Genomic DNA, 12,752 nt, shown 5'->3' with positions numbered 1-12,752 from the left:
GCTCCTGTCAACGAGAGGGATCGAGAACGAGCTTGCCGACGGTGTTGCGGGACCGCAGTGCTTCGTGGGCCTTCCGGGCGTCCGCCAGCGGGAACTCGCCGCCGGGAACGGCACGCAGCTGCCCCTTCGAAACCATCTCGAACAGCTCGGCGATCGCCGGCCGCAGCACGTCGCCGGGTAGCAGGAACGCGTGCGCGAGCCACATACCGGCCACCGTGGTGGAGTGCGACAGCAGGTTGCCGAGCCGTACCGGGCTGGGCTGCTCCCGGCTGGCCATGCCGTAGAACGCCAACCGCCCGAACGGCGCCAGCGCCTTCATGCTCTCGTCGGTCACCCGTCCGCCGGTCATGTCCAGGACGACGTCGACGCGCTTGCCACCGTTGGCTTCGCGGAGCGCGGCGGTCATGTCCTCGGCACGCGAATCGATCGCCACGTCCGCACCCAGCGAGAGCGCCAACTCGCGCTTCTCGTCCGAGGAGGCGGTCGCGATCACGCGTCCAGCGCCCCACGCACGAGCCAGCTGTACGGCCAGCGACCCCACACCACCGGCCGCCGCGTGCACCACGACGGATTCGCCGGGGTTCAGCACGGCCGAACGCCGCAGCAGGAGCCAGGCGGACGCACCCTGCACGACCATCGCCAGCGCGGTCGTGTCGTCGATGCCGTCCGGCACCTCGAACGACAGCGCGGGCTCGATCAGCGCCTTCTCGGCGTACCCGCCGCCCCCGGCGAGCAGCGACACCATCCGGCGACCATCGGCCAGGCGCCCGACCACCTCGGCACCCGGCACCATCGGCAGCGACGACTTGGAGAGATACGAGTTCTCCGCCTGGTGGGTGTCCGCGTAGTTCACGCCCGCGCGATCGACGTCGAGCAGAAGAGCAGTACCCGACGCGACGGGGTCGGGCAACTCGGTCGGGACCAGGACCTCGGGGCCGCCGAACGAGGTGATCTGGATAGCGCGCATGTCAGGCCTCTCCCAGGTTCGCCTGCACCGACGCGTCCGCAGACGGTGCTTTGTCGCCGGCCGGGGTACGCGGACCAGGGACGTTGCGGAACGCGAACGGCTCGGACGCGCGCCCGACCTGCACGAACCAGGCCTCTCCGGTGCCGGAGCCGGCCAGGATCGAGTCGAACGCGGCGACGACGTCCGAGACGTCGAGCAGCGGAACACCGGCGCCGAGCAGCGCGTCGCGCACATTCGTGATGATCGCCGTCTCGGCGAACGACGGGCAGAGCGCGTTCACGCGGATGTTCTCGTTGGCGTAGAGCGGCCCCAGCGCCCGCACCAGCCCGACGACCGCGGCCTTGTTCGCGCCGTAGATCGGGTCGAACGGCGTGGCGGTGAGACCGGCGAGGCTCGCGGTCGCGACGATGTCGCCGCCGCCCCGCGCCTTCAGCGCCGGGATCGCGGCGTGCGCGCCGTAGACCACGCCGTCGAGGTTGATCGACATGACGCGGCGGTAGGCCTCGGGCGAGAACCCTTCCTCGAGCCCGAACCCGGTCGCGACTCCCGCGTTGAGGAACGCGAGGTCGAGCCCGCCGAACTCGTGGGTCGCCGCTTCGACGGCGGCCAGGCTGTCACCCGGTTCCCGCACGTCGACCCGCTGGAAGAACCCGCCGATCTCCGCCGCGACCCGCTCACCACCGGTGACGTCGACGTCCGTGACCAGCACGCGGTAGCCCTGCTCGGAGAGCCTCCGCGCGACAGCGGCCCCGATGCCGCTTGCTCCGCCGGTGACCCAGGCTGCCTTGGCCATTAGTACCTCCCGTGCTCGGCTCCCCTATTAACTTACTGACTCGTCGGTTACTTTAGGGAGCACTTCGAGGATGAGGGAGCGCACATGGACTTCGATCCCAGCCCGAAGGCGCAGGAGTACATCGAGCGCCTCACCGAGTTCATGGACTCGCACGTGTACCCGGCCGAACCCGTCTACGAGACCCAGCGCGACGAGCTGACCGCCGCCGGGCAGCCGCACCAAGTGCCGCCGATCGTCGAGGACCTCAAGCGCGAAGCCCGTGCCCGCGGCCTGTGGAACCTGTTCCTGCCGGACTCGCAGGACCCGGCCCACGGCCTGAGCGTCACCGACTACGCCTCGCTCGCCGAGATCACCGGCCGCTCGCCACAGCTGGCGCCGGAGGCGATCAACTGCGCCGCGCCCGACACCGGCAACATGGAGCTGCTCCACCTGTTCGGCACCGACGAGCAGAAGAAGCAGTGGCTGGAGCCGCTGCTCGACGGTGAGATCCGCAGTTGTTTCGGCATGACCGAGCCGGACGTCGCCAGCTCGGACGCCCGCAACATCAGCACGAGCGTCGTCCGCGACGGCGACGACTACGTGATCAACGGTCGCAAGTGGTGGACCAGCGGCGCCGCCGACCCGCGCTGCAAGGTCATGATCCTGATGGGAAAGACCGACCCCGACGGCCCGACGTACGCCCAGCAGTCGATGATCCTGGTGCCGATGGACTCGCCCGGACTGGAGGTCGTGCGCGACCTGTCCGTCTTCGGCTACCACGACCAGCACGGCCACTGCGAGATCCGGCTGACCGACGTCCGAGTTCCGGTCACGAACCGGCTCGGCGAGGAGAACAGCGCTTTCGCGCTGGCCCAGAAGCGTCTGGGCCCCGGTCGGATCCACCACTGCATGCGTGCGATCGGCATGGCAGAGCGCGCTTTGGACGCCATGTGCCGCCGCGCGGTCTCGCGGGTCGCGTTCGGCAAGGAACTGGCCCGGCAGGGCGTCGTCCAGCAGTGGATCGCCGAGTCCCGGATGGCGATCGAGCAGGCACGGCTGCTGACGCTCAAGACTGCATGGCTGATCGACAAGAAGGGCTTCCAGGCCGCGCGCACCGAGGTCGCGGCCATCAAGGTCGTGGTGCCGCAGATGGCGACCGCCGTGCTGGACAAGGCCATCCAGCTGCACGGCGGCGGTGGCGTCAGCGGCGACTTCCCGCTCGCGCGCGCCTACGCGGGCCTGCGGACGCTGCGCCTGGCAGACGGTCCGGACGAGGTGCACATCATGTCGGTCGCACGTACCGAACTGGCTCCCTACCTCGGTAAATGAGGCGTCGGCTCACCGCGGCGACCCGCCGGGAACAGCTCCTGTCGGTCGCACTGGACGAGTTCGGGCGGCGCGGGTTCCATCTGACCCAGATGGAGCACGTCGCCGCCGCGGCCGGCGTCTCCAAAGGACTGCTCTACCAGCACTTCGAGTCGAAAGAAGAGCTCTTCGCGGCTGTCACGACGTCGATCGTGGAGGATCTTTCGCAGCGCCTGCACGCGGTGACGAACCCCGGTGATCCCGGGTTGGACCGGATGCGGGCGCTCGCGAAGACCTTGTTCGACTTCGCGATCGACCAGCCGGGCGCATGGGCGGTGATCGTGCGGCACTTCGACAAGCCCGAGGTCGGCGACGAACTCCGTGGTCTGCGCGACGATCTGGGCGCGGTCATCGTCGATCTGATGCTGTTGAACCGACGGAACAACCCGACGCGGCTGGCCGCAGCCGAACCGGTGGTCACGCTGTTCGCGCCGATCGTGACCGGCGGTTTGATGTCGCTGATCTCGTGGTGGCTGGACCATCCCGAGGTGCCGCGCGAGCGGGCCGAGACGATGGCCGTGGACTTCATCTGGCTCGGGCTCGAACGGATCAGGGCAGGCGAGCGCCTGCCCTGATCCGCCTACGTTCTCAGCCGATCTTGTCGCCGGCCTTCTCGGTGGCGGAGCCGGTGTCCGCCGCAGCCTTGCGCACGGACGTACGGGCGGCCTTGACCTGCGACTTCGCGGTCTTGGCCTGCTCCACGGCCTCCTGGGTGGCCGGGTCCTTGCGGATGCTGGAGACGACCTTCTCGCCGCGGTCGGCGAACTCGCTGTAGGTCGAGGTCAGCTGCGTGCGCAGCTGCTGCGGCAGCTTCTGCAGGGCTTCCACGACGACGCCCTGGTAGCGGGGCAGCGCCCGGATCTGCGAAACGGCGTAGTCAGCGACGCCGACGGCGCTGTAGAGGCCGCGCTTGGGGTCCGGCAGTGCGAACTTCACGTCGCCGGTGGCCTCGACGGTGTTGCCGGTCTTCTTGGTCTCGGTCTTGGCAGTAGCCATGACGAATACTCCCTGCGTGTTTTGGGGCTTTCAAGGCGGCAGCGCTCAGGCAGAAGGCGCGCCGGCCTCGTTCTCGCGACGGAACGAGTGGTAGATCTCGAGCAGGATCTGCTTCTGGCGGTCGGTGAGGTACTCATCCGCCTCGATCGCGGATGCCGCTACGCCGGGGGCCGCGTCGGTGCGCACCCCTTCGGGGCTCTCGAGTAGCCCCGCGTGGACGTACAGGGTCTCCGCGGAGATCCGCAGTGCTTTCGCGATCTGCTGCAGGATCTCGGCCGACGGCTTGCGAAGCCCTCGTTCGATCTGGCTGAGGTACGGATTGCTGATACCGGCCTGTTTCGCCAGCTGCCGGAGTGAGATCTGCGAACCGTTGCGCTGCTCGCGAATGAACTCGCCGAGTGAGCGGACCGCGTCCTGCGGCGACTTGAGCGGGGTCATGACCACGCTCCCCCTCACCACTCGCTGGCCTCCGACGGTTCCCAGCGTAGGCGGAGCGCTAGCCAGCAGCAAGCACTTCCGCTAGCACTGGGCCGTGGCACTGCCCACACTTGCCTTCAAGGCGGACAGCACGGCACGAGCCGCCTGGTCGGCCATGCGGAACGGTGCCGCGTTCGTGCGTGGCCTCGCGAACGCCGCCGCACCGCGCGAGCTGGTGTACCAGCCGAGCGCGAAGCGGTGCGGGTGCTCGCTGCCGTCCTTCCGGACGATCTTGAAGTCCCGGCTCGTCCGCAAGCGCCCGGTGGAGACCGTGTCGACGACCTCCTCGATCCCCTGGCCCGTCGCCAGCAGGTTCCGCAGCAGCTCGTCGGCGGTGGCGACGATCGTCGGCTTCGGCAACCGGGCCTCGACCAGGGCGTCGGCCTCCGTGCTGCCGGGCACCGCGAGAGTGCAGGCGCGGAACCGCCCGTCGACGCCGTCGAAGCGGACGTCCGGCCCGAGGAAGCGGACCACGCCGGCGCGGGACAGCGCGAGCAACTGGTCCAGCCGGAACGCGGGCGGGCCGCTGGCGAAGAAGCTGAAGAACCCGTGCCACCAGCCGTCGAGCTCTTCGACCTGGCTGCGTCCGGTCAGTTGCTTGGTGGCCAGCACTCGCGGCAGGTTGCCGTACACCGAGAGCAGCGCCAGAAATGCGCCCAGGTCAGCGCTGTAGGACTGGTCGTTCCGCCGGGCGACGTCTGCCTCGATGTAACCGCGTAACGCCGCTTGCACGGCGTCGTCGTCGACAAAGGTGGTGTTTTTGAACGGACGGTCGAGCCGGTCGAGGTCGAGTCGGTCCTCTTCGGCCGGAACTGCCGAAACCACCAGATCGACGCGAGCCTGGCTGTACCAGGGGGCGCTAGCGTACGCCGCGGCGAACTCGTCCCAGCTCAGCGTGGTGCGCTCGGGATGCCCGGCGAAGAGCTCGTGGTAGTAGCCCCAGCCGATCTCCTTGGCGATCAGCGGCCAGACGTCGCGGCGGAACTCCAGCGGAGTGTCCGGGAGCGCGTCGATCTGCTCGGGACCGAAGAAGCGGGGGTACGGCGCGGGCTTGCCGACGAGGCGGTAGCCGGTTTTCGCGTGGTACGGGACGCCGCGGCCGGAGCCGACGTGGATCTTCGGTTCACGACCGGACGGGAGGTAACTGCCGTTCTCGAATCGGCCGCCGCGGCCCTCGGTGAGCAGCACGACGAGGTCGACGAAGGCCAGACCGATGCCGCGGACGAGCACGTCCTGGTCGGGCTTCAGGGCACTGAGGTCGAGGTCGGCGGTGTAGGCGGGCGGGACGTAGGTGAGCCCGTGGTCTTCGGCGTAGGCCGCCAGCCGGGCCGCTTCGCCGGTCGGTTCGGCGTCGAGGTGGCCGAGGGCGAGGACGACGACGTCTGCCTCCATGGGTGCGTGCTTGCTCAGGTGGACTTGTTGGCCGCTCGGGCCGTCCTCGACGCGGGTCGCGCGGTCCTCGAGCACCTCGATGGTGATGTTCTCCGGCGCGGAGGCGCGGACCCTGTCGAACACCCAGGAGAGGTAGCCGCTCTGGGTCGTCCGGCTGACGAACGAGCGGCCTTCGACGCCGGGGGCGCCCCACTCGTCGAGCGCAGGCCCTGGCGCGAGCGGGCCTTCTACCCGCACCGTCTCGTCGGGGAACATCGTGACGTCTTCGGCCATCGAGTTCATCAGGAGCAACGGGGACTGGTCGGCCCGCCAGACGCGGCCGGCGCCGGGCGGGTGCGGATCGACGAACGTGATCCGCAGGTCGTCGTCGGCGAGGAAGTCGGGAGCGCTGGCCAGCAGGCGTTCGAGCAGGCCGGTCGCACCGGGACCGGCGCCGACCACCACGAGTCGCTTGGTCATTCGAGCCCCCTTCACCTAGTGGAATAGTAGGCAGAAGAATTCGGGGTTGACCCTTACGTCGCGTGAGTCCTTAGCGTCTTCCTCATGAGTTGGTCAGTAGGGCAGGTCGCGAAGGAAGCCAGCATCACGGTCCGGACCCTGCATCACTATGACGAAATCGGGCTTCTCACCCCCAGCGATCGGACGAACGCCGGTTACCGACGGTACTCGTACGACGACTTGGAGCGTCTGCAGCGCATTCTCGCCTACCGACAACTCGGGTTCGGACTGGAAGAAATAGCGGCGATCCTGGACGACAGCTCGTCCGACCCGGTCGATCACCTGCGGCGACAACACGCGGTGCTGACCGGGAAGATCGAGGAGCTGCAACGGATGGTCGCCGCCGTCGAGAAAACGATGGAGGCGAGAAAAATGGGCGTTTCGCTCAACCCCGAGGAGATGTTCGAGGTGTTCGGCGAGCAGGACCCCGGCCAGTACGAGGACGAGGTTCGCGAGCGCTGGGGTGACACCGACGCGTACCGGCAGTCGCAGCAGCGGACGTCTCAGTACACCAAGGACGACTGGCTGGCGATCAAGGACGAGGCCGCGGCGAACGTCGCGCTGTTCACGCGTCTGTTCTCGACCGGGGTGCCGGCGGACTCTCCGGAGGCGATGGACGCGGCCGAGGAGCACCGCCAGCACATCACGCGCTGGTTCTACGACTGCGGCTACGACATCCACCGCGGCCTCGGCACGATGTACGTCGAGGACGAGCGGTTCACGCGTAACTACGACACGGAGAGTCCCGGTCTGGCCGCGTATATCCGCGACGCGATTCACGCCAACGCAACCCGCGCCGGTAAGTAATCCGACAGAAGCGCCACGGCGCGGCCCGTAGCGTCGAGTGAGTGAAGTGGTTTTCTCGTAGTAGTGGTTCTGAAGCGACTGTCGGTGCTGACGCCGAGGCCCGTCGTAACGAGTTGTTGCGGGTCAGCAGCGTCCTGCGAGCGGACATCGCGTCGTTACGGGGGCGCGCCGGTACGGGCCGGGTGAACACCGCGCTGTTACGTGCGGCGCAGCACGCGGAGACGTTCGGGTCGTCGGGTCGGCAGTTGTTCCAGGCCACCGAGGCGCTGGCGGAGGCCGGTCGGCTGATCGCGCCGACCGGCCGACCGCCGTGTCTGTTCAACCCGACGCACGGCCCGGCGACGGCGTCGGTGATGTGGACGCCGGGTGGCAGCGTGCCGCGATCGGTGCCGGTGTGTGATTCGGACGCGGTGCGAATCACCACGGGAGAGCCTCCGGCCGTGCGCCTGGTACCTACTGATTTCGGACCTCAGCCGTATTACTCGGCCGGGGAGGTGTACGCCGACTGGATTCTCGGGTGGTACTCCTCTTCGGAGCCTGCTCTTGCTGGGGTGTTGTTGGCGGGGACCGGTCTGGGCCCTCATTTGAATCGGTGACACCCGCGCTCCGGGAAGGCGAAGTTCCGACATTTTTGTCAGTATTTGGGACATGCAGTGGCGTCGAGACCTATGGCTCGCGGTTCTGGCGATCGGCACGGCCGCTTTTGTCGTGGGCGAACGCATTCTGGCGGCTTCCGGTGAACCAGGGCTGGTGACGCCGGTCCTGGTGATCGGCGTGGTCACCGCACCGACGGCGTTCTATGCGGCGTGCCGCGGGATGCACCTCACGCTGCCGACGTGGGCGGTGGTGGCGTCGGCAGTGGTCGGTGCGGTGCTCGGGTCGGTTCTGAGCGGGTTGCTGGGGTATTCCGCGCTGGTCTCGTTGGGTCCGGTCGCGACGGTGGCGGTGTCGCTGGTCGTGGAGTCGGTGATCCTGCTCGTGCCGTTGGCGGTGTTGGCCACCCGGCTGCTGGGGCGGCGGGCGTCGGACGGGTTGCTGGTGGGCGCTGCCGCGGGTGCGGGGTTCGCGGTGGCGCAGACCCTGGGGTATCTGCTCACTTCGGGTGACCATTCCGTGCTCGTGCGCGGGTTGTTGGCGCCGGCTTCGCAGCTGGCGTGGAGTGGGATCGCTGCGTCGGCGCTGTGGTTGGCGGCGCAGGAGCACTGGAACGCGCGGGCGTTGCGGCGGTTGGTGCTCGCGGTGAGCGGGGTCGTGGCGCTGCACGCGCTGTGGGAGAGCGTGCACGGGGTGCCTGCGCGAGTGGTGTTGACCGCGCTGAACGCCCTGCTGCTGGGGTGGGTGACCCTGCGCACGACGTCCCGCCGAGGCGTCCCCACCCGAGTCCTCCCCCGCCCCGCAGTCGCACCCCGCCCCGCGGGGACACGCCACCCGGACCCCGCGGATGCACCACGCACAGCCGCGAGCGCCGGCCCGCGCACCGCAAGCCCCGCCGGCGCGGCGCCCGCGGGCGCCCCACGCCCAGCGAACACAAGCACCGCCGGCGCGACCGCCGCGCGAGCCGCAGGCACGGGCGCTACCGGCGCTGGCGCAACAGCCACGCGCACGGCGGGCGCAAGCCCCGCCGGCGCGGGTGCTGCCCGCGCAACGGGCGAAGGCACCGCCGGCGCGGGCGCCGCGGGCGCAACTGCCGCGGGCGCCGCGGGCGCGAGCACCGCTGGCGCGGATGCGCCGTTCGTGGTGGGTGCGGATGGTGGCCAGGACGTCGCGCTGGTCGTGGAGGCTGGGACGCAGGCTGCTGGCGTGGCAGCGGAGGGGGCGGCGCCCAAGGCGCCTGCTGCGCGGTCCGCGGAGGACGGCGATGGGCCGGCCGCGGCGAGCAGCGTCGCTGCTGAGTCGGACGCCGAGGTGGCGACTGCGGAGGGCGTCGAGCCGGCGGAGGTGCGCGAGCGAGCCGCCGAAGAAGCCCGCGCCGCCAGCGCGAACATCCTCGGCCCGGCCCAGGGTGCCTAGGCGCGCACCGACCGCGCCTTGACGCGATCGATTTCACTGGAGTCACATCACATCACTCCAGCAACATTACTTACCGTAAATTTCATGGAAAAACTCGATCCACCCACATTCGACTGGACTCCGCCCAAGGAGCGCCGCAGCAACCTGATTGCGCTCGCCCTAGGGATCTCCGGCGTGCTCCTGTTCGGCATGTGCGGCGTCGGACTATGGATCGTCGACGGTGGCCCGTCCACGGACCCAAGACCCACCCCCACAAAATCAACACTGCTAGCAGCAGCCCCCACCCAACCCCCTCCCGACGACCACCTCGTCGAAACCCTCGGCAACGCCGGCCCGCAACTGGGCACCCGCATCCGCCACGGCGCCCTCGAATACCGCGTCGTCGACCAACGCTGCGGTGTCCCAGAGGTACGAACGAACGCCGGCCCGGCCGGCCAACCCACCCGCGGCCACTTCTGCGTAGTCACACTCGACGTCCGCAACCTGAGCCGTAGCGCATTGGTCTTCACCGCCGCCGACCAGATCGCCTACACCACCGCGGGCGGCCGCTACCTCGGCAGCGCAGAGGCGTCCCGCCACGCCAACGGCGCCGAACGCACCTTCCTGACGCCGATCGGGCCGGGCGCCCGCGTCACCGGCGTGATCGCGTTCGACACCCCGAAAGGCTCGCGCCTCGACTCGGTCCGCCTCCGCTCCGCGGCAGCAGCCGGCAGCGTCGCGGTGAGCCTCACCTGAGCCCTGCACACCGTGGTGGGCTATACGCCACCACAGGGTTCACGCCTCAGCTGCCCTCCACCGCGCGACGGTGTTCCGCGGCCGCATCGGTCACCGCGGTCAGGAACCGGTGCGCCACCGCCACCTCCTCCTCGGTGAACTCCCCCACGACCTGATAGATCCGCTCGTGCAACGGCCCGAAATACTCTCGCGCGAGCGCCATGCCCTCTTCGTCGTAGTGCAGGTACACCCGACGTCGATCGCCCGCAGTTCTTTCCCGCCGGATGTGCCCGAGCCGTTCGAGCCGGTCGATCACCGCGGTCGTCGCCCCGGACGAGAGCCCCAGCGCCTCGCCCAACCGGCCCGGCGTGGCCGGATCCCCGCGCCCCTCCGCGTCCATGACCTCGATCAACGCGTGCAGATCCGTGGCGTGCAGCCCGTGCAGATCAGCGAACGCGTGGGTGACCAGACGCGCCTCCACGAAATACCGCCGCAGCTCCCGCCCCAACTGCCGGGTGCGCTCCCGCCTGTCCACGAGTTGCAGACTATCCCCACATCCAGAAAACTCTCGATGGTCGAGAGACTTAACGATCGAGAGAAGAGCGATGCCCGAGATAGTGACCGGTCGCCGGTCCGCCTGGCTGGTCCTCCTGCTGGCCGTGTTGCTGTCCGGCCTGGTGATCGCGTTCGGCGGCACGGCGGAGAACAGCAATGAGCCGACCGCGGCGCTCCCGTCGTCCGCCGAGTCGTCGAAAGTCGCTGAACTGCAGAAACAGCTGCCGAGCGGGCAGACGAACCCGGCGCTGATCCTGTACGCCCGCGACGGCGCGGCGCTCACCCCGGCCGACACCAGCGCGATCGAGGCCGACGCTGCGGCGTTCACGACGCTGGCGCTCGGCAACCGGATCTCGCCGCCGATCTACTCCCCCGATCGCACGGCGGCTCTCCTCGCGGTCCCGTTCGCCGCCGATCTCGACAACGACATCGTCATCGACCGGGTGAACGAACTGCGCGACAAAGCGACGGCGGACCTCCCCAACGGGCTCACCGCCCAGGTCACCGGCGGAGCGGGCTTCCGGGCGGACATCGCGTCGTCGTTCAGCGGCGCGAACTTCAAGCTGCTGACCGTCACTGCGGGCGTCGTCGCGGCACTTCTGCTCATCACCTACCGCAGCCCGATCCTGTGGCTCGTGCCACTGGCGGTGGTCGGTACCGCAGACGTCGTCGCGAACTCGGTGATCGCGCTGATGTCCCGGGCGACCGGCTTGAACATCGACCCGTCCACGACCGGCATCGTCGACGTCCTCGTGTTTGGCGCGGGAACCGATTACGCGTTGCTGCTGATCGCGCGCTACCGCGAGGAACTACGCCTTACCGACGATCGACGCGAGGCGATGCGCAAGGCACTGCGCTCGGGCGGCGGTGCCGTCGTCGCCAGCGCGGTCACGGTGACGTTGAGCCTGCTCACACTCTCGCTGGCGATCCTGGAGAACGACCGGGCGATCGGTCTCGCCGGTGCCGTCGGCATCGTCGTCGCGGCCGTGTTCGGGCTGATCGTGCTGCCGGCCGCGCTGGTCGTCTGCGGGCGCGGGCTGTTCTGGCCGTTCGTGCCGAAGGTCGGCGACCAGGACAGGGCGCGAACCGGTGCCTGGTCACGGGTCGCGCACGGTGTCGCGCGGCGGCCGGTCGCGGTGATCGCGTTCTCGGTGGTGCTGCTCGGTGTTCTGTCCGCGGGGCTGGTCGACGCCCGGCTGGGGCTCAGCCAGACCGAGCAGTTCCGGGTGAAGGCGGAGTCGGTCGACGGGCTCGAGGCGCTGGCGCGGTACTACCCCGCCGGTGCCACCGACCCGGTCGCGGTGATGACAAGTCCGGCACGCGTCGCGGAGGTGACCCGGATCGCGCAGGACACGCCAGGGGTGGCGTCGGTACGGCCGGGCGAGGTGGAGGGTCGGCTCGCCGAAGTCGACGTCACGCTGGAGGCAGCGCCGGCGACCGCGGAGAGCTACGACGCGATCCGCGCACTCCGGACCCGGCTGGACCCCACCGGGGCGCTGGTCGGCGGTTCGGTGGCCACCGAACTCGACACCCGGGAAGCCGCGATCCGCGACCTCAAGGTGATCGTTCCGCTCGTGCTCGGCGTCGTGTTGATCGTTCTGATCGTGCTGCTGCACGGCGCGATCGTGGCGCCGATCCTGCTGATGCTCACCGTGGTGGCGACGTTCTTCGCCGCGCTGGGAGCGAGCACTTTCCTGTTCGTGCACGTGCTCGGGTATCCGGCGTTGGACACCGTCGTGCCGCTGCTCGCGTTCCTGTTCCTGGTCGCGCTCGGCGTCGACTACAACATCTTCCTCGTCACCCGGGCGCGGGAGGAGGCGCTGCAGCACGGCACGCGCGAGGGCATCGTCACCGCGGTGGCCGTCACCGGCGGGGTGATCACCAGCGCCGGAATCCTGCTGGCCGCGGTGTTCGCCGTTCTCGGCGTCCTACCGCTGATCACCCTCACCGAAATCGGCGTGATCGTCGGCCTGGGCGTCCTGCTAGACACCCTCCTGGTCCGCACCGTCCTGGTACCCGCCCTAGTAGTGCTCCTCGACGACAATTTCTGGTGGCCATCCAAGTCTGTCGAGCGCCGCCAGGCGCGAGCGCACTGACCTGGAGCCCGCTCAGGGCGACGCTGCCAGTCGAGCGCGAGACCGCCTCGTATAGGTGAATACTCAAGGTTTCGCGCTCGCCTGGCAGCGTCGTTCTGAGCGG

The 12,752-nt window shown here is 69.3% G+C and carries 13 protein-coding genes; 7 read left to right on the top strand and 6 right to left on the bottom strand.

Features of this window, described 5'->3' with window-relative positions; all coding sequences use genetic code 11:
* Positions 1 to 7: 7 nt before the first annotated feature.
* A complete protein-coding gene (locus ACGFY5_RS01385; protein WP_392716073.1) occupies positions 8 to 967 on the bottom strand; it encodes a zinc-binding alcohol dehydrogenase family protein in 960 nt (319 codons plus the stop codon).
* A gap of 1 nt (position 968) precedes the next feature.
* On the bottom strand, positions 969 to 1,760 hold the full coding sequence (locus tag ACGFY5_RS01380; RefSeq protein ID WP_392716071.1) for an SDR family oxidoreductase: 792 nt from the start codon (positions 1,758 to 1,760) through the stop codon (positions 969 to 971).
* A gap of 84 nt (positions 1,761 to 1,844) precedes the next feature.
* Here ACGFY5_RS01380 and ACGFY5_RS01375 point away from each other — a divergent pair, with 84 nt between their 5' ends.
* Together ACGFY5_RS01375 and ACGFY5_RS01370 are read left to right on the top strand one after the other, a co-directional pair.
* On the top strand, positions 1,845 to 3,068 hold the full coding sequence (locus tag ACGFY5_RS01375) for an acyl-CoA dehydrogenase family protein (RefSeq protein WP_392716069.1): 1,224 nt from the start codon (positions 1,845 to 1,847) through the stop codon (positions 3,066 to 3,068).
* Positions 3,065 to 3,679, top strand: coding sequence for a TetR/AcrR family transcriptional regulator (locus ACGFY5_RS01370; RefSeq protein ID WP_392716067.1), 615 nt, complete (start codon positions 3,065 to 3,067; stop codon positions 3,677 to 3,679). The genes ACGFY5_RS01375 and ACGFY5_RS01370 overlap by 4 nt, the downstream gene beginning before the upstream one ends.
* A gap of 13 nt (positions 3,680 to 3,692) precedes the next feature.
* Here the strand turns inward: ACGFY5_RS01370 and ACGFY5_RS01365 are convergent, their stop codons facing one another.
* From ACGFY5_RS01365 to ACGFY5_RS01355, 3 genes are all read right to left on the bottom strand, one after another.
* Entirely contained in the window at positions 3,693 to 4,100 is a 408-nt protein-coding gene (locus ACGFY5_RS01365) for a hypothetical protein (protein ID WP_392716065.1), read from the bottom strand.
* Between the two features lie 45 nt (positions 4,101 to 4,145).
* Positions 4,146 to 4,538 carry a helix-turn-helix domain-containing protein gene (locus ACGFY5_RS01360; protein ID WP_392716063.1) on the bottom strand — a complete coding sequence of 131 codons (393 nt, stop codon included), beginning with the start codon at positions 4,536 to 4,538 and terminating at the stop codon, positions 4,146 to 4,148.
* 81 nt (positions 4,539 to 4,619) lie between these two features.
* On the bottom strand, positions 4,620 to 6,428 hold the full coding sequence (locus ACGFY5_RS01355; RefSeq protein ID WP_392716061.1) for an FAD/NAD(P)-binding protein: 1,809 nt from the start codon (positions 6,426 to 6,428) through the stop codon (positions 4,620 to 4,622).
* Positions 6,429 to 6,512: 84 nt separating this feature from the next.
* Between ACGFY5_RS01355 and ACGFY5_RS01350 the strand changes: the two genes are divergently transcribed.
* From ACGFY5_RS01350 to ACGFY5_RS01335, 4 genes are all read left to right on the top strand, one after another.
* Positions 6,513 to 7,274, top strand: a complete 762-nt coding sequence (locus ACGFY5_RS01350) for a MerR family transcriptional regulator (protein ID WP_392716059.1) — start codon at positions 6,513 to 6,515, stop codon at positions 7,272 to 7,274.
* Between the two features lie 41 nt (positions 7,275 to 7,315).
* Entirely contained in the window at positions 7,316 to 7,870 is a 555-nt protein-coding gene (locus ACGFY5_RS01345; RefSeq protein WP_392716057.1) for a hypothetical protein, read from the top strand.
* Between the two features lie 52 nt (positions 7,871 to 7,922).
* A complete protein-coding gene (locus ACGFY5_RS01340; RefSeq protein WP_392716055.1) occupies positions 7,923 to 9,284 on the top strand; it encodes a PrsW family glutamic-type intramembrane protease in 1,362 nt (453 codons plus the stop codon).
* 84 nt (positions 9,285 to 9,368) lie between these two features.
* A complete protein-coding gene (locus ACGFY5_RS01335; protein ID WP_392716053.1) occupies positions 9,369 to 10,019 on the top strand; it encodes a DUF4352 domain-containing protein in 651 nt (216 codons plus the stop codon).
* Positions 10,020 to 10,065: 46 nt separating this feature from the next.
* Here ACGFY5_RS01335 and ACGFY5_RS01330 read toward each other — a convergent pair whose 3' ends face one another.
* Positions 10,066 to 10,533, bottom strand: a complete 468-nt coding sequence (locus ACGFY5_RS01330) for a MarR family winged helix-turn-helix transcriptional regulator (protein ID WP_392716051.1) — start codon at positions 10,531 to 10,533, stop codon at positions 10,066 to 10,068.
* A 70-nt stretch (positions 10,534 to 10,603) separates the two neighbouring features.
* Between ACGFY5_RS01330 and ACGFY5_RS01325 the strand changes: the two genes are divergently transcribed.
* Positions 10,604 to 12,649: an MMPL family transporter gene (locus ACGFY5_RS01325; RefSeq protein ID WP_392716049.1), complete on the top strand. Its 2,046-nt coding sequence runs from the start codon at positions 10,604 to 10,606 to the stop codon at positions 12,647 to 12,649.
* Positions 12,650 to 12,752: the final 103 nt, after the last annotated feature.

The sequence above is a fragment of the Cryptosporangium sp. NPDC048952 genome (assembly GCF_043197895.1).
Taxonomy (GTDB): domain Bacteria; phylum Actinomycetota; class Actinomycetes; order Mycobacteriales; family Cryptosporangiaceae; genus Cryptosporangium.
The sequence above is the reverse complement of the archived record's forward strand: the minus strand, read 5'-3'. Positions and strand labels throughout refer to the sequence as shown.